Origin of the sequence: Burkholderia dolosa, from assembly GCF_902499135.1 — a bacterium.
Classification (GTDB): domain Bacteria; phylum Pseudomonadota; class Gammaproteobacteria; order Burkholderiales; family Burkholderiaceae; genus Burkholderia; species Burkholderia dolosa.
The window spans coordinates 40845-67372 of the sequence record NZ_CABVPR010000033.1 but is presented as its reverse complement, the minus strand read 5'-3'; the positions used below and the strand labels follow the sequence as shown (position 1 = coordinate 67372).

The 26528-nt window shown below is 69.0% G+C and carries 28 protein-coding genes; 16 read left to right on the top strand and 12 right to left on the bottom strand.

Going from position 1 to position 26528, the window contains the following annotated elements:
- Window positions 1-120: 120 nt before the first annotated feature.
- The 6 genes from BUB20358_RS16400 to BUB20358_RS16375 form a co-directional block, all read right to left on the bottom strand.
- Entirely contained in the window at window positions 121-708 is a 588-nt protein-coding gene (locus BUB20358_RS16400; protein ID WP_006763499.1) for a DUF2946 family protein, read from the bottom strand.
- Window positions 701-1738, bottom strand: a complete 1038-nt coding sequence (locus tag BUB20358_RS16395; RefSeq protein ID WP_006763500.1) for a hydrolase — start codon at window positions 1736-1738, stop codon at window positions 701-703. The genes BUB20358_RS16400 and BUB20358_RS16395 overlap by 8 nt, the downstream gene beginning before the upstream one ends.
- 31 nt (window positions 1739-1769) lie before the next feature.
- Window positions 1770-2216 carry a nuclear transport factor 2 family protein gene (locus BUB20358_RS16390; protein WP_006763501.1) on the bottom strand — a complete coding sequence of 149 codons (447 nt, stop codon included), beginning with the start codon at window positions 2214-2216 and terminating at the stop codon, window positions 1770-1772.
- 114 nt (window positions 2217-2330) lie between these two features.
- Window positions 2331-3368, bottom strand: a complete 1038-nt coding sequence (gene waaF, locus BUB20358_RS16385) for a lipopolysaccharide heptosyltransferase II (RefSeq protein WP_006763502.1) — start codon at window positions 3366-3368, stop codon at window positions 2331-2333.
- 139 nt (window positions 3369-3507) lie between these two features.
- Window positions 3508-3702, bottom strand: coding sequence for a zinc-finger domain-containing protein (locus BUB20358_RS16380; RefSeq protein ID WP_035971783.1), 195 nt, complete (start codon window positions 3700-3702; stop codon window positions 3508-3510).
- A gap of 48 nt (window positions 3703-3750) precedes the next feature.
- Window positions 3751-4674, bottom strand: coding sequence for a branched-chain amino acid transaminase (locus tag BUB20358_RS16375; RefSeq protein WP_006763504.1), 924 nt, complete (start codon window positions 4672-4674; stop codon window positions 3751-3753).
- 193 nt (window positions 4675-4867) lie between these two features.
- Between BUB20358_RS16375 and BUB20358_RS16370 the strand changes: the two genes are divergently transcribed.
- From BUB20358_RS16370 to BUB20358_RS16360, 3 genes are all read left to right on the top strand, one after another.
- The gene (locus BUB20358_RS16370; protein WP_006763505.1) at window positions 4868-5623 is read left to right on the top strand and encodes an AzlC family ABC transporter permease; all 756 of its coding nucleotides are present in this window, start codon (window positions 4868-4870) and stop codon (window positions 5621-5623) included.
- The gene (locus BUB20358_RS16365; RefSeq protein ID WP_006763506.1) at window positions 5620-5943 is read left to right on the top strand and encodes an AzlD domain-containing protein; all 324 of its coding nucleotides are present in this window, start codon (window positions 5620-5622) and stop codon (window positions 5941-5943) included. The genes BUB20358_RS16370 and BUB20358_RS16365 overlap by 4 nt, the downstream gene beginning before the upstream one ends.
- 279 nt (window positions 5944-6222) lie before the next feature.
- Window positions 6223-7419: a phosphoglycerate kinase gene (locus BUB20358_RS16360; RefSeq protein WP_035971785.1), complete on the top strand. Its 1197-nt coding sequence runs from the start codon at window positions 6223-6225 to the stop codon at window positions 7417-7419.
- Window positions 7420-7576: 157 nt separating this feature from the next.
- Here the strand turns inward: BUB20358_RS16360 and BUB20358_RS28590 are convergent, their stop codons facing one another.
- Window positions 7577-7705 (bottom strand): hypothetical protein, encoded by a 129-nt coding sequence (locus BUB20358_RS28590; RefSeq protein ID WP_258230491.1) that lies wholly within the window; start codon window positions 7703-7705, stop codon window positions 7577-7579.
- Here BUB20358_RS28590 and pyk point away from each other — a divergent pair.
- The 6 genes from pyk to BUB20358_RS16330 all read left to right on the top strand — a co-directional run bounded on the left by pyk (window position 7704) and on the right by BUB20358_RS16330 (window position 14484).
- Complete coding sequence (gene pyk, locus BUB20358_RS16355; protein ID WP_035973280.1) at window positions 7704-9140, top strand: pyruvate kinase; 1437 nt, start codon at window positions 7704-7706, stop codon at window positions 9138-9140. The genes BUB20358_RS28590 and pyk overlap by 2 nt on opposite strands.
- A gap of 306 nt (window positions 9141-9446) precedes the next feature.
- A complete protein-coding gene (fba, locus tag BUB20358_RS16350) occupies window positions 9447-10511 on the top strand; it encodes a class II fructose-bisphosphate aldolase (RefSeq protein WP_035971787.1) in 1065 nt (354 codons plus the stop codon).
- 220 nt (window positions 10512-10731) lie between these two features.
- On the top strand, window positions 10732-11622 hold the full coding sequence (locus BUB20358_RS16345; RefSeq protein WP_006763510.1) for a phosphoribosylaminoimidazolesuccinocarboxamide synthase: 891 nt from the start codon (window positions 10732-10734) through the stop codon (window positions 11620-11622).
- A gap of 16 nt (window positions 11623-11638) precedes the next feature.
- A complete protein-coding gene (gene purE / locus BUB20358_RS16340) occupies window positions 11639-12160 on the top strand; it encodes a 5-(carboxyamino)imidazole ribonucleotide mutase (protein WP_006763511.1) in 522 nt (173 codons plus the stop codon).
- 90 nt (window positions 12161-12250) lie between these two features.
- The gene (locus BUB20358_RS16335; protein WP_006763512.1) at window positions 12251-13444 is read left to right on the top strand and encodes a 5-(carboxyamino)imidazole ribonucleotide synthase; all 1194 of its coding nucleotides are present in this window, start codon (window positions 12251-12253) and stop codon (window positions 13442-13444) included.
- 11 nt (window positions 13445-13455) lie between these two features.
- Complete coding sequence (locus BUB20358_RS16330) at window positions 13456-14484, top strand: L-threonylcarbamoyladenylate synthase (RefSeq protein WP_035971791.1); 1029 nt, start codon at window positions 13456-13458, stop codon at window positions 14482-14484.
- A gap of 147 nt (window positions 14485-14631) precedes the next feature.
- On the opposite strand, the gene BUB20358_RS16325 is transcribed toward BUB20358_RS16330, so the two are convergent.
- The 3 genes from BUB20358_RS16325 to dacB form a co-directional block, all read right to left on the bottom strand.
- On the bottom strand, window positions 14632-15765 hold the full coding sequence (locus BUB20358_RS16325) for an SGNH/GDSL hydrolase family protein (protein ID WP_006763514.1): 1134 nt from the start codon (window positions 15763-15765) through the stop codon (window positions 14632-14634).
- A 90-nt stretch (window positions 15766-15855) separates the two neighbouring features.
- A complete protein-coding gene (locus BUB20358_RS16320; protein ID WP_006763515.1) occupies window positions 15856-16770 on the bottom strand; it encodes a sterol desaturase family protein in 915 nt (304 codons plus the stop codon).
- A gap of 309 nt (window positions 16771-17079) precedes the next feature.
- Window positions 17080-18612 (bottom strand): D-alanyl-D-alanine carboxypeptidase/D-alanyl-D-alanine endopeptidase, encoded by a 1533-nt coding sequence (dacB, locus tag BUB20358_RS16315; protein WP_035971794.1) that lies wholly within the window; start codon window positions 18610-18612, stop codon window positions 17080-17082.
- A 210-nt stretch (window positions 18613-18822) separates the two neighbouring features.
- Here dacB and BUB20358_RS16310 point away from each other — a divergent pair, with 210 nt between their 5' ends.
- The 6 genes from BUB20358_RS16310 to BUB20358_RS16285 all read left to right on the top strand — a co-directional run bounded on the left by BUB20358_RS16310 (window position 18823) and on the right by BUB20358_RS16285 (window position 24219).
- The gene (locus BUB20358_RS16310; protein ID WP_035971797.1) at window positions 18823-19485 is read left to right on the top strand and encodes a response regulator; all 663 of its coding nucleotides are present in this window, start codon (window positions 18823-18825) and stop codon (window positions 19483-19485) included.
- A gap of 3 nt (window positions 19486-19488) precedes the next feature.
- Window positions 19489-20835 carry an ATP-binding protein gene (locus BUB20358_RS16305; protein ID WP_006763518.1) on the top strand — a complete coding sequence of 449 codons (1347 nt, stop codon included), beginning with the start codon at window positions 19489-19491 and terminating at the stop codon, window positions 20833-20835.
- Between the two features lie 109 nt (window positions 20836-20944).
- On the top strand, window positions 20945-22429 hold the full coding sequence (locus tag BUB20358_RS16300; RefSeq protein ID WP_006763519.1) for a DegQ family serine endoprotease: 1485 nt from the start codon (window positions 20945-20947) through the stop codon (window positions 22427-22429).
- Window positions 22430-22544: 115 nt separating this feature from the next.
- Window positions 22545-22985, top strand: a complete 441-nt coding sequence (locus BUB20358_RS16295; RefSeq protein WP_035971799.1) for a carboxypeptidase-like regulatory domain-containing protein — start codon at window positions 22545-22547, stop codon at window positions 22983-22985.
- Window positions 22986-23120: 135 nt separating this feature from the next.
- Window positions 23121-23483 (top strand): DUF427 domain-containing protein, encoded by a 363-nt coding sequence (locus BUB20358_RS16290; protein ID WP_006763521.1) that lies wholly within the window; start codon window positions 23121-23123, stop codon window positions 23481-23483.
- Window positions 23484-23511: 28 nt separating this feature from the next.
- Window positions 23512-24219: an SRPBCC family protein gene (locus BUB20358_RS16285; protein ID WP_035971801.1), complete on the top strand. Its 708-nt coding sequence runs from the start codon at window positions 23512-23514 to the stop codon at window positions 24217-24219.
- A gap of 56 nt (window positions 24220-24275) precedes the next feature.
- Here BUB20358_RS16285 and BUB20358_RS16280 read toward each other — a convergent pair whose 3' ends face one another.
- Window positions 24276-25229, bottom strand: a complete 954-nt coding sequence (locus BUB20358_RS16280) for a helix-turn-helix domain-containing protein (RefSeq protein ID WP_375136221.1) — start codon at window positions 25227-25229, stop codon at window positions 24276-24278.
- 7 nt (window positions 25230-25236) lie between these two features.
- Here BUB20358_RS16280 and BUB20358_RS16275 point away from each other — a divergent pair, with 7 nt between their 5' ends.
- A complete protein-coding gene (locus BUB20358_RS16275) occupies window positions 25237-25383 on the top strand; it encodes a hypothetical protein (RefSeq protein ID WP_162487088.1) in 147 nt (48 codons plus the stop codon).
- A 132-nt stretch (window positions 25384-25515) separates the two neighbouring features.
- Here the strand turns inward: BUB20358_RS16275 and BUB20358_RS16270 are convergent, their stop codons facing one another.
- A complete protein-coding gene (locus tag BUB20358_RS16270; protein ID WP_035971804.1) occupies window positions 25516-26157 on the bottom strand; it encodes a TetR family transcriptional regulator in 642 nt (213 codons plus the stop codon).
- Window positions 26158-26528: the final 371 nt, after the last annotated feature.

The window sequence follows — 26528 nt, the reverse complement described above, 5'->3', positions numbered from 1 at the left end:
CTGGACCGCGTCTGCCGATTCCATCCTCGAAAAGCTACACCGACTTTGTTCGCGAATCAGCGGAACGGGACACTAGCGGCGATCATCGCGCAACGTCCGCGAAGCGGTCGCGACCGCGCATCAGCTGCCGTTGCCCGCCGCGTCGCGGGCGCGCTGCGCGGGGCTCGCGACGAAACCGAACCGTGCGGGTACGTCGGCCCGTGCGATGCTGTCGAGCGGCAGCGCGCAACCGTCGCGCCAACGCAGCACGGGCGGCGCCGCATCGAAATCCGCATGATCGGCGAACAGCCCGAGGTCGTGGTCGTGCAGCGCGGCGATGCGCGGCGGCGTGCCGGTGTCGCGAAACAGTACGCCGCCGGCATCGTCGAGCCACGCTTGCGCCGGTTCGAACGGCGCGCCGGTGTGGTCGGTGAGCGCGAGCCGGCTGTCGCGCTCCGCGAGCCGAACGATCCACGGCGTATACGCGAGCTCGACATACACGCGCTGCGGCCCGTTCTGAAAGAACCACTGACCGTGCGCGTCGCATTCGTAATTGCGCGCGATGAACGCGTTCAGCGCCGCATGCCGGACCGGCGAGCCGGGCTCGCCGGCTGCCTGCGCCGCGTCGTCGCGCAGCCGCCATTGACCGCGCCGGTCGAGCAGCAGCCAGCCCGTGCAATGCGGCACGTTCGGCCACTTCGCGAGTGCCTGTCGGACGATGTCATCCATGATCGACGAATTTCGAGCAATAGCCGAACACGCGCACCGACAGCCAGTCGAGGCGGCCGGGGAACGGTCCGGTCATGAAGCCGGCGTGGCCGCCGTGCGCGGGCTGGTCGAGCTCGACGGCCGGCGAAACGTCGGCCGGGCCCGGCAACGCCGACTCCGGCAGGAACGGATCGTTGCGCGCGTTGAGGATCAGCGTCGGCACGTCGATCGCGCGCAGCAGCGGGCGTGTCGTGGCCTGCGTCCAGTAGTCGTTCGCGTCTGCGAAGCCGTGCAGCGGCGCGGTCACGACTTCGTCGAAGTCGTGCATCGTCACCGCGCGCAGCATCGCGTCGCGGTCGAACAGCCCCGGATACTGGTCGAGCTTCGCGAGCGCCTTGCGTTTCAGCGTCTTCAGGAAGCTGCGTGTGTAGACCATCGCAAAGCCCTGCGACAGCGCGCGCCCGCCGGCGTGCACGTCGATCGGCGTCGAAATGGCGGCGGCCGCGCGGACGATCGACGTGTCGCTGCGATGCTCGCCGAGCCAGCGCAGCAGCACGTTGCCGCCGAGCGATACGCCGGCCGCGACGAGCGGCCCGCGATGCTGCGCGGCGAGCCGGCGCAGGATCCAGTCGACTTCGGCGCTGTCGGCGAGATGGTAGAAGCGCGGCTGACGGTTGAGTTCGCCGCTGCAGCTGCGAAAGTGCGGCACGACCGCGTGCCAGCCCTTCGCGCGAGCCGCGGCCATCATCGCACGCGCGTAGTGCGAAGCGGAGCTGCCTTCGAGGCCGTGGAACAGCACGAACAGCGGCGCGTCGGGCGGCGGCGCGGCGCCGTCGACGGGTGTGACCCAGTCGAGATCGATGAAGTCGTGGTCGGGCGTTTCCCAGCGTTCGCGCCGATACGCGACAGCCGGACGCCGCGCGAACAGCGCGGGCACGATGGTTTGCGCATGGCTGCTCGGCAGCCAGCGCGGCGCGCGGTAGCGCAGTAGCTCGTCGACGACGGCCGACGCGTCGGCCAGCGGCGAACTGGGCGGAGAAGCCGTACTCATGATCGCTCCGCGTAGTCTTTGCTGCGATCCGTCAGTGCAGCGGGCCCTGTCCGTGGCGGATCTTGGCGGCGAACTGCCCGGCCGCCCGTTCGGGAATCGGGCTCGCGTGGATGTGCGCGATACGCCATTCGCCGCGTTCGTGGATCATCACGTACGTCGCGAAAACCATGTCGGGGTCGGCGGTGAGGTCGGCCTGCTGATGCGCTTCGGCGATCGTGTAGACGACGGTGCCGAGGCTGTCGTAGACGCGGATGTCGAGCGGCTCGATCGTCAACGGACGCGTCGCGAGTCGCGCGCCGAGCCCGCTGCGGATCTGATCGAGCCCGTGCAGATGCTCGCCGTCCGCCCACACGCAGCTGGCGAAATCCTCGTCGATCCACAACGCCAGCAGCGCGTCGAGATTGGCATCGGCGACGGCCTGGTAGTAGGCGTTCAGCGTATCGGCGGCGGCTTCGAAGAGGCGGGCAAAACGTGGCATCGGGTTTATCTCTCGCGCGCGTCGCGCGCCGTGTTCAGCACGGCGGCCCGGATCGGGCGCCGCGCACCGGTGAATCGGATTGCCCGGCGCGTCGCGCGACGCCGCCGGTCAGGGTCAGCGCTGCCCGACGAGCATGCCGCGCAAATCGCCGAATACCTGCTCGGGGCCGAGTTCGCGCAAGCACTTCAGGTGACCGAGCGGGCACTCGCGTTCGAAGCAGGGACTGCATTCGAGATGCAGCCATTGTACCTTCGCCAGGTCCGACAGCGGAGGGGTGTGGCGCGGATCGGTCGATCCGTACAGCGCGACGAGCGGCCGGCGCAGCGCGGCGGCGACGTGCATCAGCCCCGAGTCGTTGGTGACGACCGCGTTCGCGCGCGCGATCAGCGCGCACGCTTCGGACAGCGACGTCTGCCCGCACAGGTTGCGCACGTTCGGCGCGTGGTCGGCGATCGCCTGCGCGGCGGCCGAGTCCTTCTGCGAGCCGAGCGCAATGATCTGCGTATACGGGAACGACTGATGGACGATCGTCGCGAGCGACGCGAAATGCTCGGGCGGCCAGCGCTTCGCGGGCCCGTACTCCGCACCCGGACAGAACACGACGAGCGGCTTGCGCGTATCGAGATTGAAGCGCGCGGACACGCGCGCGGTCTCGTTCAGATCCGCGTCGAGGCGCGGCGCGGGCAGCGTCTTCATCGACTCGGGCAGGCGCGCGCCCGGCGCGTATGCGAGCGCCGCGTAGTGCGTCGTCATCGGCGGCCGTTCGCCCGACTTGTCGGGATTCGCGTGCCGCACGTTCAACAGCCCGTAGCGGTGCTCGCCGGTGTAGCCGATCCGCAGCGGAATGTTCGCGAGCCACGGTATCACCGCGGACTTCAGCGAATTCGGCAGCACGTAGGCCGCGTCATAGCCGACGTCGCGCAGGTCGCTCGCGAGTTGCCAGCGACGCAGCAGCTGCAGCTTGCCGTGCGCGAGATCGGTTGCGTAGACATCGTGGATCTCGGGCATCCGCTCGAGCACCGGCGCGACCCACGACGGCGCGACGGCATCGATCGCGATGCGGGGATGGAGTTTCTTCAGCAGCGCAAAGAGCGGCTGCGCCATCAATGCGTCACCGATCCAGTTCGGTGCGATAACCAGCGCTCGACGCATCAGGTCGACTTCCGATGTCGTAATGAAACGCGGCGCGCGGGCGCCGCGTTCGGGTTGTCAGAACGGGGAAAGGGCGGCGCGCTGGACGTCCGGTCGCGCCGCTTCGCGACGGCCGGGCCCGCAGGCCCGGCCGTGCGGCTCAGTGGCCCTTGACCACCTCGCCGTCGCGCAGCTTGTAGCGCGTGCCGCAGTACGGGCAGCGCGACTCGCCGTGCGACACGTCGATGAAGACGCGCGGGTGCGCGTTCCAGCGCGTCATCGCGGGGTTCGGGCAGTACGCGGGGAGATCCTTGGCCGTCAGTTCGACCAGCGGCATTTCCTTGATTTCACTCATGAGGCTTTCTCTTGTCACTCTTCTGTGGGGGGCGGTCGCGCGGCGCGCTCAGATCTTCGTCAGCCAGTGCGCGTACTTCGCGTTCTTGCCGGACACGATATCGAAAAACGCCGACTGCAGCTTCTCCGTGACGGGGCCGCGCGCGCCGCTGCCGATCGTGCGGTTGTCGAGCTCGCGGATCGGCGTGACTTCGGCGGCCGTGCCGGTGAAGAACGCCTCGTCGGCCGTGTAGACCTCGTCGCGCGTGATGCGCTTCTCGACGACCTCGATGCCGGCGTCCTTCGCGAGCGTGATGATCGTGTCGCGCGTGATGCCGTCGAGGCACGACGACAGATCGGGCGTATACAGCTTGCCGCGGTTCACGAGGAAGAAGTTCTCGCCGGAGCCTTCCGACACGTAGCCGTCGACGTCGAGCAGCAGCGCCTCGTCGTAGCCGTCGGCGGTGGCTTCCTGGTTCGCGAGGATCGAGTTCACGTACCAGCCCGACGCCTTCGCGCGGACCATCGACACGTTCACGTGGTGGCGCGTGAACGACGACGTCTTCACGCGGATGCCCTTCGCGAGGCCGTCCTCGCCGAGGTACGCGCCCCACGGCCATGCGGCGATCGCGACGTGGATCGTGTTGCCCTTCGCGGACACGCCGAGCTTTTCCGAGCCGACCCAGATGATCGGGCGCAGGTAGCACGACTCGAGCTTGTTCTCGCGCACGACTTCGCGTTGCGCGGCCTCGAGCGTTTCCTGGTCGAACGGCACGTCCATCTGGAAGATCTTCGCGGAATTCAGCAGACGTTTGGTGTGCTCGGGCAGGCGGAAGATCGCGGTGCTGCCGTCGGCCGTCTTGTACGCGCGCACGCCCTCGAAGACGCCCATGCCGTAGTGCAGCGTATGGGTCAGGACGTGGATCGTGGCGTCGCGCCAGTCGATCAGCTTGCCGTCCATCCAGATCTTGCCGTCGCGGTCGGCCATTGACATAGGATTCTCCTGGGATGCGGTTGTATGCAGCGTTGAGCCGGAAAGACGCTTATTTTAGCGTCATTTGCCGTCGCTCCGGTCGGTCGGCGCCGGTGCGGCGCTATAATCGCGCGGTACCGATTCCAATAACGACGAAGCGTGCCGGCAGGAGGCGCCGGCGCTTCGACGAACCGCCCGCCGCGGCCCGCTTCCCATGCCCGTTCGATTGTCCGCCACCGACCGCTTCGCGCTGATCCAGGGCGCGCGCGACTATTCCCCGACGCTGATGGCGATCCTGTCCTGGGGTCTCGTCACCGGCATCGCGATGAGCAAGTCGGTGATGACGCTCGGGCAGGCGAGCGCGATGTCGCTGTTCGTCTACGCGGGCTCGTCGCAGCTCGCGGTGCTGCCGCTGCTCGCCGCGAAGCTGCCGATCTGGACCGTGCTGCTCACCGCCGCGATGGTCAACATGCGCTTCGTGATCTTCAGCGCCGGCCTCGCTCCCCATTTTTCATACCTGCCGCTGTGGCGGCGCCTGGCGATCGGCTATTTCAACGGCGACGTGATCTATCTGCTGTTCCAGAAGCAGGGCTTCGCGTACGGTCGCGTGCCGGGCAAGGAAGCGTACTTCTGGGGAATGGCGCTCGCGAGCTGGGCGTCGTGGCAGGTGTCGTCGCTCGCCGGCATCCTGCTCGCGAGCTTCTTCCCCGCGAGCTGGGGGCTGGAGCTGGCCGGCACGCTCGCGCTGATCCCGATCATGGTGTCGGCGGTCGCGAACCGTTCGACGCTGGCGGCCGTCGCGGTCGCGGGCATCGTGTCGCTCGTCGCGTTCGACCTGCCGTACCGGCTCGCGCTGCCGCTCGCGGTGCTCGCCGCGCTCGCGGCCGGCAGCACGGCCGACTTCTTCGTCGAACGCGCCGACTGGCGGCGCATCCGGACCGAAACCGTGCACGAGAAGGAAATCGAATGAGCGCGACGGAGATCTGGATCGTCATCGTCGGGATGACGATCGTCACGGCGCTCACGCGCGCGCTGTTCCTGATCGGCGGCGAACGCACGGTATTGCCGGAACGCGCGCAGCGCGCGCTGCGCTACGCGCCGGCCGCCGCGCTGGTCGCCGTCGTGCTGCCCGACGTGCTCGAAACGCCGGCCGGGATCTCGTTCGCGCTGTCCAATCACCCGTTCTATGCGGCGCTCGCCGGCCTCGGCTGGTTCCTGTGGCGGCGCAGCATGCTGGGAACGATCATTGTCGGGATGATCGTCTTCACCGTGCTGCGGCTCGTCGTCTGAGCGGCGCCGTCGCGCGCTCGCTTCGCGCGTTCGCACGCGCGTCGGTTGATCGTTGCGTTGCAGCATGCGCACGCGGGCGGTGCGCGATCCCAAATAGGCGGAATTCGCCGCCGCACGGGTCAGTCTGCCGGGTGGATCGGCTAGAATGCCCGTTCAAGATTTTTACCCGTGCGCGCGATGCGCAGCCGCCAGCCACGGCCGCATCCGGCGCCCTTTCGCGGCAGCCCGCGCACGTCGGCACGAACCCCTTTCCCCATCCACTACTTCAATCTGTCCAACATGAGCCAAGTCAAGCGTCTCACCGACCTGATCGCCGCCGGCCAGCTCGCCGGCAAGCGCGTGTTCATCCGCGCCGACCTGAACGTCCCGCAGGACGATCACGGCAACATCACCGAAGACACGCGCGTGCGCGCGTCCGTGCCGGCCATCAAGGCCGCGCTCGACGCCGGCGCGGCGGTGATGGTCACGTCGCACCTCGGCCGCCCGACCGAAGGCGAGTTCAAGCCGGAAGACTCGCTCGCGCCGGTCGCGAAGCGCCTTGCCGAACTGCTCGGCCGCGACGTGCCGCTCGTCGCGAACTGGGTCGAGAACGGCGTGAACGTCGCGCCGGGCGAGGTCGTGCTGCTCGAGAACTGCCGCGTGAACAAGGGCGAGAAGAAGAATTCGGACGAGCTCGCGCAAAAAATGGCGAAGCTCTGCGACGTGTACGTGAACGACGCGTTCGGCACCGCGCACCGCGCGGAAGCGACGACGCACGGGATCGCGAAGTATGCGCCCGTCGCGTGCGCGGGCCCGCTGCTTGCTGCGGAACTCGACGCGCTCGGCAAGGCGCTCGGCAACCCGGCGCGGCCGCTGGTCGCGATCGTCGCGGGTTCGAAGGTGTCGACGAAGCTGACGATCCTGAAGTCGCTCGCGGGGAAGGTCGACCAGCTGATCGTCGGCGGCGGCATCGCGAACACGTTCATGCTCGCGGCCGGTCTGCCGATCGGCAAGTCGCTCGCGGAAGCCGATCTCGTCGGCGAGGCGAAGGCGATCATCGACGACGCGCGCAAGCGCGGCGCGTCGGTGCCGATCCCGACCGACGTCGTGACCGCGAAGGCGTTCTCGCCGACCGCCGCGGCCACCGTGAAGCAGGTCGCCGACATCGAAGCGGACGACATGATCCTCGACATCGGCCCCGACACCGCGAAGGCGCTCGCGAGCCAGCTGGAGAAGGCCGGCACGATCGTGTGGAACGGTCCGGTCGGCGTGTTCGAGTTCGACCAGTTCGGCAACGGCACGAAGACGCTCGCCGAAGCGATCGCGAAGTCGTCCGCGTTCTCGATCGCCGGCGGCGGCGACACGCTCGCGGCGATCGCGAAGTACGGCATCCACGACCAGGTCAGCTACATCTCGACCGGCGGCGGCGCGTTCCTCGAGTTCCTCGAAGGAAAGAAGCTGCCGGCGGTGGAAGTGCTCGAAACGCGGGCGGCCTGAGCGTGGCGGCGCGCGCAGGGGTGACGAAGGCCGCGCGCTCCGCGAAGGCGGAGCCGGCGGCCGGCGCGGGCAGGCGCAAACGCGCGCCCGCGCGGGCGAACACCGCCCCGCGCGCACCGGCGGCCGCCGGCGACGCGGCCATGCAGCACCACGAGATTCAGAACAAAGCGATGCCGGGCACCAGCACCGGCGCGCGCCCCGAAGCGGCCGCCGCTGGGCCTGCCGCTCTCGGCTCTCGCAGCGTTTCACCCAGCGCATCCACCTTGATCCAGATGAGGAGTTTCATGCAGCGCGCCACCAAGATAGTCGCCACGATCGGCCCGGCCTCCAGTTCGCCGGAGATTCTGCTGCAGATGATGCAGGCGGGCCTCGACGTCGTGCGGCTCAATTTTTCTCACGGCACGGCCGATGATCACCGCCAGCGCGCCGAGATGGTGCGCGAGGCCGCCCGCAAGGTCGGCCGCGAGATCGCGATCATGGCCGATCTCCAGGGCCCGAAAATCCGCGTCGGCAAGTTCGAGAACGGCAAGACGATGCTTGCGCCGGGCCAGGCGTTCATCCTCGACGCGGGCTGCGAGCTCGGCAACGACGAGCGCGTCGGCCTCGACTACAAGGAGCTGCCGCGCGACCTGAAGCCGGGCGACCTGCTGCTGCTGAACGACGGGCTGATCGTGCTGACCGTCGAGCGCGTGCTCGGCGACGAGATTCACACGACCGTCAAGGTGGGCGGCGAGCTGTCGAACAACAAGGGGATCAACCGGCAGGGCGGCGGCCTGTCGGCGCCTGCGCTGACCGCGAAGGACATGGAGGACATCCGCACCGCGATGTCGCTCGGCGCGGATCTCGTCGCGGTGTCGTTCCCGAAGAACGCGACCGACATGGAAATGGCGCGTCAGCTCGCGAACATCGCGGGCGCGCCGTACGGCATCAAGCCGAAGATGATCGCGAAGATCGAGCGCGCGGAGGCGATTCCCGCGCTGCAGAGCATTCTCGACGCATCCGACGGGATCATGGTCGCGCGTGGCGATCTCGCGGTCGAAGTCGGCAACGCGGCCGTGCCGGCGCTGCAGAAGCGGATGATCCGGATGGCACGCGAGTCGAACAAGCTCGTGATCACCGCGACGCAGATGATGGAATCGATGATCCACGCGCCGGTGCCGACGCGCGCGGAAGTGTCGGACGTCGCGAACGCGGTGCTCGACGGCACCGACGCGGTGATGCTGTCGGCCGAGACGGCCGCCGGCAAGTATCCGGTGCAGACGATCGAGGCGATGGCGGCGGTCTGCGTCGAAGCCGAGAAGTCCGAGGAGATCGAGCTCGACAAGGATTTCCTCGACCGCACGTTCACGCGGATCGACCAGTCGATCGCGATGGGCGCGCTGTTTACGGCTTACCACCTCGGCGCGAAGGCGATCGTCGCGCTGACCGAATCGGGCGCGACGGCGCTGTGGATGTCGCGCCACTACACGCACGTGCCGATCTTCGCGCTGACGCCGCGGGTCGGCAGCGAGCGCGCGATGGCGCTGTTCCGCAACGTGACGCCGCTGCACATCGACTTCAACAGCGACCGCGACAGCGCGCTGCAGGCGGCGCTCGAGACGATCGTCCAGCGCGGCTACGTCGCGCACGGCGACATGGTCGTGCTGACCGTCGGCGAGCCGATGGGGCAGGCGGGCGGCACCAATACGCTGAAGATCGTGCGGGTCGGCGAGCACTATTGACCGGCGCGGCGCCGGTACGGCGCGCGCCGACGCCGGCAAGCCGGCGGCCCGACGCGGTCGGGCACCGTTTTTCGAAGAAAGCCGCGCGGGGTTTGCCGCCCCGCGCGGCTTTTTTTGTTTTTTGTCCGGATTGTGCGGTGCGAACGTAACAAATTGCGAGCGAGCGCGGCCGGCGGTCGGAATCGGAGGCGCTTCGCGATAAAATGCCGCTATTCGACGCTCAGCCGTGCCGTTCGCCCCGGGAATCGCCGCGGCGCGCCGCGCCGGCGTCAGGGCGCACCGGTTTTCATTCCAAGGAGTTCCACAATGCCTCTCGTATCAATGCGTCAATTGCTGGATCACGCGGCGGAGCACGGTTACGGCCTGCCGGCCTTCAACGTGAACAACCTGGAGCAGGTCCAGGCGATCATGGCCGCGGCGGATCAGGTCGGCGCGCCCGTGATCATGCAGGCATCGGCCGGCGCGCGGAAATATGCGGGCGAGCCGTTCCTGCGTCACCTGATCGAAGCGGCGGTCGAATCGTATCCGCACATCCCGGTCGTGATGCACCAGGATCACGGCCAGTCGCCGGCGGTCTGCATGGCCGCGATCCGCAGCGGCTTCACGAGCGTGATGATGGACGGTTCGCTCGAAGCGGACGGCAAGACGGTCGCCTCGTACGAATACAACGTCGACGTGTCGCGCAAGGTCGTCGAGATGGCGCACTCGATCGGCGTGACGGTCGAAGCCGAACTCGGCGTGCTCGGCTCGCTCGAGACGATGAAGGGCGACAAGGAAGACGGTCACGGCGCGGAAGGCACGATGACGCGCGAGCAGCTGCTGACCGATCCGGAGCAGGCCGCCGACTTCGTGAAGCTCACGCAGTGCGATGCGCTCGCAATCGCGATCGGCACGTCGCACGGCGCGTACAAGTTCACGAAGAAGCCGACCGGCGACATCCTGTCGATCCAGCGGATCAAGGAAATCCACGCGCGCATCCCGAACACGCACCTCGTGATGCACGGTTCGTCGTCGGTGCCGCAGGAACTGCTCGCCGAGATCCGCGAATTCGGCGGCGACATGAAGGAAACCTACGGCGTGCCGGTCGAGGAAATCCAGGAAGGCATCAAGCACGGCGTGCGCAAGGTCAACATCGACACCGACCTGCGTCTGGCCATCACCGGCGCGATCCGCCGCTACATGTTCGAGAACCCGGGCAAGTTCGATCCGCGCGACTACCTGAAGCCCGCTCGCGAAGCGGCGAAGAAGGTCTGCGTCGATCGCTACCTCGCGTTCGGCTGCGAAGGCCAGGCCGCGAAGATCAAGCCGGTGCCGCTCGAAAAGATCGCCGAGAAGTACAAGTCCGGCGAGCTCGCGCAGGTCGTGCGCTGAGACTGTAGTACGATTGCCCCGCCGCGAGGCCGGGGCCGGCCGCGCGGCGGGGAAGCGATCCCGGCGCGCGGCCGAACCGTCCGGCCGCACGAGGGCCGGCCGGCAACCGCCCGGCGCACCCGCCCGGCCGGTTCGCCGATGTATTGCAAGGCCGCCGTTCCCGCCAGCCGCGGGGAACGGCGTTTCCCTTTTTGTTTGGCTCCTTATCTGCGAAAAGACGATGTCTACCCTTTACGAATCCACGCTCCGCTCGCTGCCGCTCCTCGGTCGCGGCAAGGTCCGCGACAACTATGCGGTCGGCAACGACAAGCTCCTGATCGTCACGACCGACCGTCTGTCGGCATTCGACGTGATCATGGGCGAGCCGATTCCGAACAAGGGCCGCGTGCTGAACCAGATGGCGAACTTCTGGTTCGACAAGCTCGCGCACATCGTGCCGAACCATCTGACCGGCGACGCGCCCGAAGCGGTCGTCGCGGCCGACGAAGTCGAGCAGGTGAAGGGTCGCGCGGTGGTCGTCAAGCGTCTCGAGCCGATCCTGATCGAAGCGGTCGTGCGCGGCTACCTCGCGGGCAGCGGCTGGAAGGAATACCAGGCGAGCGGCGCCGTGTGCGGCGTGCAGCTGCCCGCAGGCCTGCAGAACGCGCAGAAGCTGCCGGAGCCGATTTTCACGCCCGCGGCGAAGGCCGAGATGGGCGAGCACGACGAGAACATCACGTTCGAGGAAACCGAGCGCCGCATCGGCACCGAGCTGGCCGCGACGATTCGCGACATCTCGATCCGCCTGTACAAGGAAGCGGCCGACTATGCGGCCACGCGCGGGATCATCATCGCCGACACGAAGTTCGAGTTCGGCCTCGACAACCACGGCAAGCTGTACCTGATGGACGAAGTGCTGACTGCCGACTCGTCGCGCTTCTGGCCGGCCGACCAGTATCAGGTCGGCACGAACCCGCCGTCGTTCGACAAGCAGTTCGTGCGCGACTGGCTCGAGACGCAGCCGTGGGGCAAGACCGCGCCCGCGCCGGCACTGCCGGCCGACGTCGTCGCGAAGACGGCCGCGAAGTACCAGGAAGCGCTCGAGCGCATCACCGGCCAGCCGCTCGCCTGACGGGGGAACGCACGAAATGAGCGAAGTCCAGACCGCCCACACGCACAGCGCGCCGCTCGTCGGCGTGCTGATGGGTTCGAGTTCCGACTGGGACGTGATGAAGCACGCAGTCGCGATCCTGCAGGAGTTCGGCGTGCCATACGAAGCGAAGGTCGTGTCCGCGCACCGGATGCCCGACGAGATGTTCGACTATGCGGAGAAGGCGCGCGAGCGCGGGCTGCGCGCGATCATCGCGGGCGCCGGCGGCGCCGCGCACCTGCCCGGCATGCTGGCCGCGAAGACGACGGTGCCCGTGCTCGGCGTGCCGGTCGCGAGCAAGTATCTGAAGGGCGTCGATTCGCTGCACTCGATCGTGCAGATGCCGAAGGGCGTGCCGGTCGCGACGTTCGCGATCGGCGAGGCCGGCGCCGCGAACGCCGCGCTGTTCGCGGTGTCGATCCTGTCCGGCACGTCGGCCGACTACGCGAACCGGCTCGCCGCGTTCCGCGTACGCCAGAACGAAGCCGCGCACGCGATGGTGCTGCCGCCGCTCGAATGACGGCACGGCGCCGCCGCGCCGTTCGCGGCCGGCGCCGGACTTTCCTACTGCGGCGGGCATTTCCGCTTCCCGCTGCGATCGACCACTGACATGACCGCAACTCCTGATACCGTTTCCCCGATCCTGCCCGGCGCGTGGCTGGGCATGGTCGGCGGCGGCCAGCTCGGCCGCATGTTCTGCTTTGCCGCCCAGTCGATGGGCTATCGCGTCGCCGTGCTCGATCCCGATCCGGCGAGCCCGGCCGGCGCGGTGGCCGATCGCCATCTGCGCGCCGCGTACGACGACGAGGCCGCGCTGACCGAACTCGCCGCGCTGTGCGACGCGGTGTCGACCGAGTTCGAGAACGTGCCGGCCGCGAGCCTGGATTTCCTCGCGCGCACGACGTTCGTCGCGCCGGCCGGCCGCTGCGTCGCGATCGCACAGGACCGGATCGCGGAGAAGCGTTTCATCGAAGCGTCCGGCGTGCCGGTCGCGCCGCACGTCGTGATCGAATCGGCGGCGGCGCTCGCCGCGCTCGACGATGCCGCGCTCGACGCCGTGCTGCCGGGCATCCTGAAGACGGCGCGTCTCGGCTACGACGGCAAGGGCCAGGTACGCGTGCGCACCGCGCAGGAAGCGCGCGATGCACATGCGGCGCTCGGCGGCGTGCCGTGCGTGCTCGAGAAGCGGCTGCCGCTGAAATACGAAGTGTCGGCGCTGATCGCGCGCGGCGCGGACGGCCGCTCGGCCGCTTTCCCGCTCGCGCAGAACGCGCACCACAACGGCATTCTCGCGCTGACGGTGGTGCCGGCGCCGGCCGCGGATCCCGCGCTGGTCGAGCAGGCGCAGCAGGCGGCGGTGCGGATCGCCGACACGCTCGACTACGTCGGCGTGCTGTGCGTCGAATTCTTCGTGCTCGAAGACGGCTCGCTCGTCGCGAACGAGATGGCGCCGCGCCCGCACAATTCCGGCCACTACACGGTCGATGCGTGTGCAACGAGCCAGTTCGAGCAGCAGGTGCGCGCGATGACGCGCATGCCGCTCGGCAACCCGCGCCAGCATTCGCCGGCCGCGATGCTGAACATTCTCGGCGACGTGTGGTTTCCGGACGGCGCGGCCGATGCCGTCACGCCGCCGTGGGACGCGGTTGCCGCGATGCCGGCCGCGCATCTGCATCTGTACGGCAAGGAAGAAGCGCGCGTCGGCCGCAAGATGGGACACGTGAATTTCACCGCCGCGACGCGCGACGAAGCCGTCGCCGCTGCCCACGCGTGCGCGCAGCTGCTGCGCGTGCCGCTCGACTGAGGCGCCGCACGATGTCCACCGATCTCCCGATGTCCGTGACGCGCGCGCAGATCGACGCGGCCGCCGCGCTGCTCGACGCGGGGCAGCTCGTCGCGTTTCCGACCGAAACCGTCTACGGGCTCGGCGGCGACGCGGCGGACCCCGAGGCCGTCGCGCGGATCTACGCGGCGAAAGGGCGGCCCGCGAACCATCCGGTGATCGTGCATCTGCCGCCGGGCGGCGACCCGGCATACTGGGCTGCCGATCTGCCGGCCGACGCGCGGAAGCTGATCGATGCGTTCTGGCCCGGCCCGCTGACGCTGATCCTGAAGCGCCATCCGCGCATTCCGGACGCGGTGAGCGGCGGGCAGGACTCGGTCGGGCTGCGCTGCCCGTCGCATGCGGTCGCGCAGGCGCTGCTCGCCGCGTTCAGCGCCCGCCGCGGCGGACACGGCGGTGTAGCCGCGCCGTCCGCGAACCGGTTCGGCCACGTGAGCCCGACGACCGCCCAGCACGTGCGCGACGAATTCGGCGACACGGTGCACGTGCTCGACGGCGGCCCGTCCGAAGTCGGCATCGAATCGACGATCGTCGATCTGTCGCGCGGTTTCCCGGCGTTGCTGCGACCGGGCCATGTGAGCCCGCAGCAGATCGCCGACGTGCTCGGCCGTGCGCCGCGGCTGCCGGACGGCAGCGACGCCACCGCGCCGCGCGCGTCGGGCACGCTGAAGGCGCATTACGCGCCGCGCACGCCGCTCGCGCTGCTGCCGTTCGATGCGCTGGAGCCGTTGCTCGCGGCCGCGCAGGCCGACGGCGAGCGCGTCGCGCTGGTCGCGCGCGCGTCGCGCGCGGGCCGCTGGGCGCAGGCCGACGGCGTGCATTTCGTCGCGGCGCCCGAAGATCCGCACGCGTATGCGCGCGATCTGTACGGCATGCTGCGCGCGCTCGATCGTGCGCAGGTCGCGCGCATCCTCGTCGAAAAGCTGCCGGAGACCATCGACTGGATCGCGGTCAACGATCGTCTCGGCCGTGCGGCGGCCGCATTCGAAGCGCGGGACTGACGCCGCACGACGACGCGAGCGATACCGCCGCCGCGCCGCCGCTCGCTCATCCACGAAAAAAACGCCAGACCGGCACAAACCGGTCTGGCGTTTTCGTTTGGCATCGCGCCGGCGCGCATCGCATGCGCGCCGGCTGCAGCCGGGCGCTTACTTGCCGACGCCCGATGCGGCGATCTGCTGTTCGACGTACTGCGCGAACAGTGCGTGCAGGCGCGTCGTCGGATGGACCGTGTCCGCGAACATGTACGTCTGGTCCGCATTCGCGACCGTGTACGTCTGCGGCGAGCAGAACAGCGACGAACCGAATGCGGACGCATTCGCGACGCCGTACTGCGTCGCGGCCGCGACCATCGCCTTCAGATTGCACGCGGTGTCGGTGTTCGACACGCTGAAGCCGTTCGCCTGGTAGTTGGCCGCGATGCCGTCCTGCCACTTGAACGCGTCGATCACCACGACCTTCGTCATGTCCACCTTCAGCGCGGCCAGCGTGCCGGCGAGCGTCTGGTTGAACAGGCCCGACAGTTGCGTGAACGCGGCCTGCGTGCCGCCCTGCAGCGCGAGCGGCGTGCCGCCGATGTCCGGCACGTTCGCGACGAACACGTGCGTCGCGCCTGCCGCGACGATCTGCTGGACGAGCCCCGCGAGCTGCTGCGCGGCGAGCCCGATCGCCTGCGCCGCTGCGAGCTGCGCGGCCGGCGTGTTGCCTTGCGCCTGCGCGACCTGAGCCTGATAGAAGATGTCGTTCGCGCCGCCGTTGATCAGCACGATCTGGTTCGCGTTGAAGCTGCCGTGCTGCGACAGGTACTGCTTGACCTGATCGGCGATCGGCGTCGTCGTCGCCTGCGCGTAGTCGGCGTTCGGCACGCTCGCGTCCGCATGGCCGATGCCGGGCTGCAGCGTCACGCGCGAGCCGCCCTGCGCATAGCCGAGCCCGCCGGTCGGCTGCAGCGGGATGCCGAAGCCGCCCTGGTTCGCGGGCTGCAGCGTGTCGCCGTAGTACTGCGCGACGTTCTGCGTCCACACCTGGCCGGGATTGGTCGTGAAGCGGCCGCCGCCGAAGCCGAGCTTGATCTGCGAATACGTGCCGACGTCCGACAGGCTGTCGCCGAACGACACGATCTGCATCTTCACGCCGGACGGCGGCGTGTTCGACGCGCTGTTGTTGTCGTCGCCGCCGCCGCACGCGGCGAGCAGCGCGAGCGCCGCGCCGGCGATCGCGACCTGCGCGGTGCGCAGCAGGCGTTGTCGTGCGCGCGTCGGGAACGGTTGTTGTGACTGCATCGATCGATCTCCTCGTAGATATGGCCTGATGTCTCGCATCTGCGCGCCCGTTCAGCTGCGGGCGGCGCGGCGGCCGTTGGCTGAAACGGTTTATTGGTCGCGCACGGCCGCAAGCGGCGCGGTGCGCGGATCGTGGTTTGCGGCCTCGGCGATCTGCGCATGATAAGCGCTCGCCCATTCGGGCGGGCCGAAAATCGCGCGCAGCTTGTTGCGCGCGCCTTCGACGCGCAGCGCGTCGGCCGCCATCGACACCCACTCGTGGAACGTCGCGACGAGCGGGTTGTTCGAGCCGAGCGGCTCGACGATTCCGTACTGCGGCGGGTCGTCCGGCGATTCGTCGACGTAGCTGCCGAACAGGCGGTCCCAGATCACGAGCACGCCCGCGTAGTTGCGGTCGATGTAGCGTGGATTGCGCGCATGGTGCGCGCGATGGATCGACGGCGTGTTGAATACGTACTCGAGCCAGCCGAGCTTGCCGATCGCCTGCGTGTGCACGAAGAACTGGAACGCGAGATTGATCAGCACGATGCCGACGATCTGCTGCGGCGGAAAGCCGAGCACCGCGAGCGGCAGCCAGAACACCCACATGCCCGCGACCGGATACATCAGGCTCTGGCGGAACGCGGTCGAGAAATTCATCCGCTCGGACGAGTGATGGACGACGTGCGCGGCCCACAGCCAGCGCACGCGGTGGCTCGCGCGGTGAAACACGTAGTAGAGCAGGTCCTGGCACACGAACAGCACCGCGAACGACAGCCAGCCGTCGTCCCACGTGAACATGCGATAGTGGCGGTAGCAGTACGCGTAGACCGGGATCACGAACACCCACGCGAGCTTGTCGGCGCCCTGGTGCATCAGCGCGAGCGTCGCGTTGCACAGCGTGTCGCGCCATGCGTAGACGCGGTCCTGCGCGCGCGTGCGATGGAGGTGCCACGCTTCCCAGCCGATGCAGAGCAGGAAGACGGGCGCCAGCGCGAGCAGAAGCAATTCGACGTCGAAGCGCATGGACGTGTCTCCTCCTTTCCCCTGCAAGCCGTGAGGCCGGGCGTGTTGCCCGTTGTCGATATTGGTCAGGCCAACAGCCTACGCAATCGCCACGCGCGACGCGAGAGGGCAGCGTAGAGGGTTCCCTCTGAGGACAGGGTTTCTACGGAAGTCGCGCGGCGCGAGGCCGGGCGGTACGGCCCCGCTTTTTCGGAGGCCGGTGCGCGAACGCCGGAGACGGACGCGCCGGCCGCTACGGCCGGCCAACGCGACGAGGAAAGCGGCGCCGCGCGACGGTCGCTGCATGCGCGCGCATGCACGGCAGCGCCGTCAGTGCGCGCCCGCGTAGACCCATTCGAGCAGCGTGTCGTGCGCGGCACGCGCGGCTTCCGCGTGATCGTCGTTGATGAAGCTGACGACCACGTAGCTCTGCCCGTCGGCGCCGGCGACGTAGCCGGCGATCGCGCGCACGTCGCGCAGCGTGCCGGTCTTGATGTGCGCTTTGCCGAGCACGCCGGCGTTCGTGAGGCGGTTCTTCATCGTGCCGTCGATGCCGGCGATCGGCAGCGAGTCGACGAACGCCTGCGCGACCGGGCTCGCGTTCGCGGCCTGCAGCAGCGCCGCGAGCGACTGCGCGCTCACGTGCTCGTCGCGCGACAGGCCCGAGCCGTTGTCGAGCACGAGGTCGGGCATCGCGATTCCGCTTTTGCGCAGGAACGCTTCGATCGCGCGGCTCGACTGCTCGGGCGTCGCGGGCGGCTTGCCGGCCACCGCGCCGATCGTCAGGAACAGGTTGCGCGCCATCACGTTGTTGCTGAACTTGTTGATGTCGTACACGATGCTGCCGAGCACCGGGCTGTGATGAACGGCGATCGGCCGCGCGGCGCTCGGCACCTTCCCTTCGGTCACCGGCCCGGCGATCGTGCCGCCGTCCTGCTGCCACAGCGCGAGGAAGCCACGCGCGAAGAACGTCGTGTGATCGAGAATCGCGAGGTTCGTCGTGTGTGCGCCGCAGCGCAGCGGATAGTCGCCCGCGAACGACGCGGTCACGATGCCGCCGCCGGCCGTCAGCGTCGGGCGCGCGGCAGCGGCGGCGGCCGCGCACGACCCGTTGCCTTCGTGCAGCTGGTTGTCGATCGACAGGTTCGCGAGCGGCGGCAGCACGTCGACCGCGACCTTGCCGTCGTCGCCCGGCGTGACCGTGAACGACACGGCCTTGAACGCGTACAGCAGCGGATCGGGGCCGACGTTGTACGGTGCGCTCGCATCGTCGTCGAACGACGGCAGGTCGCGCGTCGACGCCGCGAAATAGCTCTTGTCGAGCACGAGTCCGCCGGCCACGCGCTTGATGCCGGCCTTGCGGATCTTGTCGACGAGATCGATCAGCTCCTCCGGCACGAGCTTCGGATCGCCGGTGCCCTTGATGTACAGGTTGCCCTGCAGCGTGCCGTCCGGGTCGACCGGGCCGTCCGCATAAGCGGTCGTGCGCCAGCGGAAGTCGGGGCCGAGGATCGACAGGCCGGAAAACGTCGTGACGAGCTTCATCGTCGACGCGGGCAGCATCGGCCGGGTCGCGTTCCACGCAATCAACGGCTCGGGATCGCCGACGCGCTCGACGACGACGCTCATCGCCGACGCCGGCACCTTCGCGCGCTGCAGCGCGACGAGCACCGAAGTCGGCAGCCCGGCCGCGCGCGCGGCCGGCGACACGACCGGCGTGCGGTGCGGTTCCTTGTGGGTTTTCTTGCGGGCCTGCGCGGCCGGCGCGAACGCGAGAGCCGTGCAGGTGGCGACGACGGCGGCCGCGCGCAGGCAGAGGCGCGCGCGCGGCGCGAAGCGGGCGGAAAGTGCGGAAATCGGCATGGACGAATACGGTAAGCAGGGGCTCGGACGGCGCGTCGGTTGCGCGCGCAAGCGCACATTGTAGAGACAACCGCGCGCCTGCTCGTTGCAATCGCGCATCGTGCCGCGCCGGCGCGCGTGCGCCGGGTTTGCGGCGCCGCGTCGCGCACGCGCGATTCGCGGCGCTACAATGGTCGCCATCTTTCACTCGTCCGATGGACTCCTGTTCCGATGCGGATTCTGCTTGTCGAAGACGATCGCATGATTGCCGAGGGCGTGCGCAAGGCGCTGCGCTCGGACGGCTTCGCGGTCGACTGGGTGCAGGACGGCGAAGCGGCGCTCACCGCGCTCGGCGGCGAAGCGTACGACCTGCTGCTGCTCGATCTCGGCCTGCCCAAGCGCGACGGCATCGACGTGCTGCGCACGCTGCGCGCGCGCGGGCTCGCGCTGCCGGTGCTGATTGTCACCGCGCGCGATGCGGTGGCCGATCGCGTGAAGGGGCTCGACGCGGGCGCCGACGATTATCTCGTCAAGCCGTTCGACCTCGACGAACTCGGCGCGCGGATGCGCGCGCTGATCCGCCGTCAGGCCGGCCGCAGCGAGTCGCTGATCCGCCACGGCACGCTGACGCTCGATCCCGCGTCGCACCAGGTGACGCTCGACGGCGCGCCGGTCGCGCTGTCCGCGCGCGAGTTCGCGCTGCTCGAGGCGCTGCTCGCGCGGCCCGGCGCGGTGCTGTCGAAGAGCCAGCTCGAGGAGAAGATGTACGGCTGGGGCGAGGAGATCGGCAGCAACACGGTCGAGGTCTACATCCACGCGCTGCGCAAGAAGCTCGGCTCCGACCTGATCCGCAACGTACGCGGGCTCGGCTACATGGTGGTCAAGGAAAGCTGACGCGTGAGGTCGATTCGTCATCAATTGCTGGTCTGGCTGCTCGCGATCGTCGTCGCGGGCGTGGGCATGGCGGGCTGGCTGATCTACCGGCAGGCGCTCGCCGAAGCGAACGAGCTGTTCGACTACCAGCTGCAGGAAATCGCGGCGGCGCTGCCGTCCGAGCCGTTCTCGCAGGTGTTCGGCTCGCGCACCAACGGCGACGAAGGGATCGTGATCCAGATCTGGAACCGCAACGGCGTGCTGATGTACTTCTCGCATCCGCGCGCGCCGATCGCGCCGCGCGCGGAACTCGGCTTCTCGACCGAGCGCACCGATCGCGGCGAATGGCGCGTGTACGGCGCGATCGTCGGCGACAACGTCGTGCAGCTCGCGCAGCCGCTGTCGGTGCGCAACCGGCTCGCGGCGAACGTCGCGCTGCGCACGCTGTGGCCGCTGATCGTGCTGCTGCCGTTTCTCGGCGCGGCCGTATGGATGATCGTCGGGCGCGGGCTCGCGCCGCTCGCCCGCGTCACGCACGCGGTCGAGGCGCGGCGCCCGGAAGCGCTCGATCCGCTGCCCGATGCGCGGCTGCCGCTCGAAGTGCAGCCGCTCGTGCGCGCGCTGAACGGGCTGCTCGCGCGGCTGTCGTCGGCGCTCGACACGCAGAAGGCGTTCGTCGCCGATGCCGCGCACGAACTGCGCACGCCGCTCGCCGCGGTGCAGATCCAGGCGCAGCTCGTCGCGCGCGCGAAGGACGACGCGTCGCGCCGCGAGGCGCTCGACGATCTGCAGCAGGGCGTCACGCGCGCGACACGTCTCGCGGAGCAGCTGCTCGCGCTGGCCCGCGCCGAACCCGACGGCGCGACGGTGCGCGAGCCGGTCGACCTGCACGCGCTGCTCGCCGAATGCGTGGCGGCTTATGCGCCGCTCGCGCAGCGTCGCGGGATCGATCTGGGTTTCGAGGAGGCGCGTGCGGCGACCGTCGTCGCCGACGTCGGCGCGCTGCGCGTGATGTTCGGCAACCTGCTCGACAACGCGGTGAAGTACACGCCGGACGGCGGGCGCATCGACGTATCGCTGACGCGCGACGCGGCCGGCCGCGCGTGCGTGCAGATCGGCGACAGCGGGCCCGGCATTCCGGCCGACGAGCGCGAGCGCGTGTTCGACCGCTTCTACCGCGACAGCTCCGCCCGCGCGCGCACCGACGTGTCGGGCAGCGGGCTCGGCCTCGCGATCGTCAAGCGCGTGGCGGCGCAGCAGGGCGCGACGGTGTCGCTCGGCGACGCGGCCGCGGGCGGGCTGCTCGTGAGCGTCGTGTTCCGCGACGCGCAGCTGCCGGCCGACGAAGCACAGTCCTCCGAATTCGCGTGAGCCGCGCGCCGCGGGCCGCGCGGGCCCGCTTAAGCGTCGCTTAAGGCTGATTAAGCCTCCTTTAAGTCAGGGTCGTTACGCTGCGTCCTAACAAAGAGGAGGTCCTACGATGAACACCCGATTCCTTGCTCGCAGCGCCGTGGCGATCGCCGTCGCGGCCGCCCTGTCCGCCGGCTACGTCGCAGGCACGCATCGCGCCGATCCGCAGATCATCACGCCCGCGCAGGCCGCCGCGCTGATGCCGGCCGAGGCGGCCGCGAAGACCGGCATCCCCGATTTTTCCGGGCTGGTCGAGACTTACGGCCCGGCGGTCGTAAACATCAGTGCGAAGCACGTCGTGAAGCAGGTGGCGCGGCGCGTGCCGCAGCCGCAGCTGCCGATCGATCCGAGCGATCCGTTCTACCAGTTCTTCAAGCATTTCTACGGCCAGGTGCCGGGCATGGGCGGCGACGCGCAGCCGGACGACCAGCCGAGCGCGAGCCTCGGGTCGGGTTTCATCATCAGCTCCGACGGATACATCCTCACCAATGCGCACGTGATCGACGGCGCGAACGTCGTCACGGTCAAGCTGACCGACAAGCGCGAGTACAAGGCGAAGGTCGTCGGCTCCGACAAGCAGTCCGACGTCGCGGTGCTGAAGATCGACGCGACCGGGCTGCCGACCGTGAAGATCGGCGATCCGGCGCAGAGCAAGGTCGGCCAGTGGGTCGTCGCGATCGGCTCGCCGTACGGCTTCGACAACACGGTCACGTCGGGCATCATCAGCGCGAAGTCGCGCGCGCTGCCGGACGAGAACTACACGCCGTTCATCCAGACCGACGTGCCGGTGAACCCCGGCAACTCGGGCGGCCCGCTGTTCAACCTGCAGGGCGAGGTAATCGGCATCAACTCGATGATCTACTCGCAGACGGGCGGCTTCCAGGGGCTGTCGTTCGCGATTCCGATCAACGAGGCGATGAAGGTGAAGGACGAGCTCGTGAAGACCGGCCACGTGAGCCGCGGCCGCCTCGGCGTCGCGGTGCAGGGGCTGAACCAGACGCTCGCGAGCTCGTTCGGGCTGCAGAAGCCGGACGGCGCGCTGATCAGCTCCGTCGATCCGAACGGTCCGGCCGCAAAGGCCGGGCTGCAGCCGGGCGACGTGATCCTGTCGGTCAACGGCTCGCCGGTCGCGGATTCGACGTCGCTGCCCGCGCAGATCGCGAACCTGAAGCCGGGCTCGAAGGCCGACCTCGTCGTGTGGCGCGACAAGGCGAAGAAATCGATCACCGTGACGCTCGGCGCGATGACCGACGCGAAGCTCGCGTCGAACGACGGCGGGCCGGTCGAGCAGGGTCGCCTCGGTGTCGCCGTGCGCCCGCTGACGCCGCAGGAGCGCAGCGCGGACAACGTGTCGCACGGGCTGATCGTCCAGCAGGCGGCCGGTCCGGCCGCGAGCGCGGGCATCCAGCCCGGCGACGTGATCCTCGCGGTCAACGGCCGGCCGGTCACGAGCGCCGAGCAGCTGCGCGAAGCGGTGAAGGCGGCGGGCAACAGTCTTGCTCTGCTGATTCAGCGCGATAATGCCCAGATCTTCGTGCCGGTCGACCTGAGCTGACCGGCGGTCGCCGCGGCGCGGCCCGTACGGCGGTGCCGCCGGCCGCGGCGGGCGCCGCGCCGTCCGACCCCATGGCGCTGCGTCCCGTATGTGTTCCGACCCAAAGGAGAGAGCCATGCAACATCTACGCAACGTGTCCCGTTTTGCCATCGCGGCCGCGCTGGCCGCAGGTCTTGCCGCCGGCGCAAGCGCGGCGTATGCGCAGTCGTCCGACGGCTTGCCCGATGCCACGCAGCAAGGCGACGTCAGCTTCGTGTCGGGCGGCATCGGCAAGGACCAGTCGACCGCGTTCGAGCGCAACGAGTCGGCGTGGCCGCTCGCGCTGCGCTTCACCGGCAAGGGCGGTGAATACCTGGCCGACGTCCATGTGCGGATCGTCGACCGCAACGGCGCCGAAGTGCTGAAGACGGACGCGCGCGGGCCGTACATGCTGGTGAAGCTGCCGCCGGGGCGCTACACGGTGCACGCGTCGTACCAGGGCAGCGACGAAACGCGTGCCGTCACGGTCGGCGCGAAGGGCGGCACGAAGGCCGCATTCCAGTGGAACGCGCAGTAGCGAGTGGTCTGCAACCGCCGGCGGCGGTCGCGCAATCGGACGAAGTTTCGCCCATAATGAAAGCCACGGCGCGCGCCGTGGCTTTTTCGTTTCCTGCCCGGCCCGCGCGCACGCAGCCGCCCCGAAGGAGGAACGATGTCCGATCCTGCCGTCCCCCGTCTCGAAATCGTGCCGAACCGCCACCGCGTGCGCGTGATTCATCGCGGGATCACGTACGCCGATTCGCGCGGCCGCGCGCTGACGGTACGCGAGGCGGGGCTGCCCGACGTCCATTATCTGCCGCGCGGCGACGTCAACATGCATCGGCTCGTGAAGTCGGGCGTCACGACGACTTGTCCGCTTCGAGGGCGGGCCGTGCATTTCGACTTGCAGACGGAAGACGGCGTGATCGAGAACGCCGCATGGAGTTACGAGGAACCGAAGGACGCGGCCGCGGCGCTTGCGCACTACGTCGCGTTCGATGCCGCACGGGTCGACGGTCTCGTCGAGACGTCGTGATGCGGCGCGTGTTCATCGGGGAGGCATCATGGAACTGAACGACACGTTACGCGTCCCGCTCGCGCCCGCTGTCGTGCGTGACGCGCTCGAAGACATCGCATTGCTGCGCGCCAGCTTCGACCATTGCGAATCGTTCGCGAAGCTCGCGCGCGGCGAGTTCGCGCTGACGATCACGGTGCCGCTCGGTCCGCTGCGCGCCCGCTACGACGTGCGCGCACATTCGGTCGGCGAAGACGGCGACGCGCAAGGGCAGCCGCGCCGCGTACTGAACTTCAAGGCGCGCGCCGACGGCCTCGGCGCGCTGCGCGGCCAGGTCGAGCTGCTGCTGACGCCGGACGACGACGCGGATGCCACGCGCATCGAGTACGTGATCTGGGCGACCGCGAGCGGTCCGCTCGCCGAGCTGCCCGCGCGGCAGATCGAGAACGCGCTGCGCGAATGGGCCGACGACTTCTTCCGCGAATTCTGCGCGGTCGTGCAGGCGAAGCACGGCCTCGCGCCGAATCGCGCGCGCTCGGCCGCACCGCGCCGCCAGCACGTGTTCCTGCGGCCCGCATCGCTGATGGCGGCGACGAAACGGTCGCTGCCGCCGCACCTCGGCAGCGCGTTCGCCGGGCGCGCGGCCGGCGCGCTTCATCATCGCGGGTCCGGCGCGCTGCCGGTCTGGGCATGGGCGGCGATGATCGTCTTCGTCGCGCTGCTGCTTTACGCGACGCGGTGGATCGGCGTCGGCTGAGCGGCCGTCTATCGCCGGTTTCCGCGGTTCGGCGGTCGTCGCCGCAGCGGCGGCCGCTATGGCCGCACGTCGGGCGCCGCGCCGCGAAATTGCCTTCGATATGCCGACGGCGACGTGCCGAGCGCGCCCGCGAAATGCTGGCGCAGCGACACGCTCGACCCGTAGCCGGCCGCCTGCGCGACGGCATCGATCGACTGACCGGTGGTTTCCAGCAGATGCTGCGCACGCGCGAGCCGTTCGGCCTGCAGCCACGCGGTGACGGTGGTGCCGGTCGCCTGCCGGAAGTGGCGCGTGAACGTGCGCCGGCTCATCAGCGCACGCTCGGCGAGCGAGTCGACGCTGTGCGCGGCGTCGAGATGCGCGCGTACCCAGTCGAGCAGCTCGGCGAGCCGCGCGTCGCGCGGATGCGCGGCGACGGGCTGCGGCACGTACTGCGCCTGCCCGCCCTGACGATGCGGCGGGATCACGAGACGCCGCGCGATGCGGTTCGCGGCGTCCGAGCCGAAACGCCGCCGCACGACGTGCAGGCAGCAGTCGAGCCCGGCGGCCGTGCCGGCCGACGTCGTCAGGTTGCCGTCGTCGACGTACAGCACGTCGGGGTCGAGCTTCACGCGCGGAAAGCGCTGCGCGAAGTCGTCGGCCCACGCCCAGTGAGTCGTCGCCGGACGGCCGTCGAGCAGCCCGGCCGCGGCGAGCACGTACGCGCCGAGGCACAGGCCGACGAGCTGCGCGCCGCGTGCCGAGGCCGCGCGCACCGCATCGAGCAGTTCGTCGGGCGGCGTTTCGTCGGGGTCGCGCCATGACGGCACGATCACGATGTCGGCATCGGCGAGCCCGTCGAGTCCGCAGGCCGCGGTAATCGTGAAGCCGCCGGTCGTCGCGAGCGGGCCGCGTTCCGACGAACAGACGCGGAACTCGAACGCCGGCGTCGCGGCCGCATCGCGCTCCTTGCCGAACACGACGGACGGCACCGACAGGTGAAACGGGCTGATGCCGTCGTAGGCGATCACGGCGACGATGGTGGGCGCGGACGATGCGGAAGATGCGGAAGATGCGGAAGATGTGGACGGTGCCGACGACGCGGACGATGCGTGCGACGGCAACGGGGCGGGCGACCCAACGGCGGACATGGCGGGCTCCGAAATGGCGGTGGCCCGATTCTAGCGAAGAACGTCCGCCGGGCCACTGTGCGCATACGCGGCGCGATCGGACAATGCATCGCATCTCATCTCATCGCGCTGCCCGCCGCCTCGTTCGGGGCGGCGCGACGTCGACCCACCCGGCGCCGCCCGGTCGTCAGTCGCCGTCCTTCAGCATCGCCGGGCTGCAGCGCAGCATGTCGAAGCAGCCGTCGACGAGCTTTTCCGCATGCTGCTCGGCGTCGATCTCGTCGGGCAGCATCAGCATGTCGCGCACGAAGCCGCTGACGAGCGTGTGCAGCATCAGCGTCGCGCGCCACGTGTCGAGCCGCTCGGGCAGCAGCTTGAGCCGCACGGCCATCGCGAGGTCCGCGTCGATCATGTGCAGCGCGTCGCTCATCTCCGCGCGATTGCGCTGCAGCAGCGGCTCCATGTCGGCCACGTATTCGCACTTCATGAACAGGATGCTGAACACGCGCCGCAACTGTGCGTCGCGCTGCACGCCGAGCAGGCACCAGACCAGGATCTTGCGGATCTTCTCGAGCGGATTGCCGCCCGGCGCGTCGGTCGGCAGCCGCTTCAGTTCGTCGATCGGCAGGAGCACACGGTCGAACATCGCATCGAACAGTTCGCTCTTGTTCGCGAAATGCCAGTAGATCGCGCCGCGCGTCACGCCGGCGTGCTGGGCAATGTCCGCTAGCGACGTGTGCGACACGCCTTTCTCGAAGAACACGTGTTCGGCGGCGTCGAGAATCCGGTTGCGCGTCTCGAGCGCCTCCTCCTTGGTGCGTCTGACCATTGTGCAGGCCTGAATCGGTCGATCGTGGATGAATACGGGATGTGACCCCTCGCCGTTGCTGCGCGAAGGGGCTATGCTTGCAGTTGGTAATAATTCGTAAGACTCGGCGCGTGGCACGGCGCGAACGAGCTTTTTACATACATTCGTGAATGTATATACAATACCACCCTACGATCGAATGACCCAAGTGGCAATCAGTTAATATCCCACTCTGCTGATTCCCGCCAAAGTAACAGTCCGCAGTGCGTGGCATCTCGTCGGCACGGAGGTTTCGTGCCGACTAGCTGTATCCAGCAGTCCAGTAATTCAGGTGTTCGATCTGCGCCGCGAGGCGCATCCGTGTTGCGCTCCGTCCGGGCGCGACACTCATT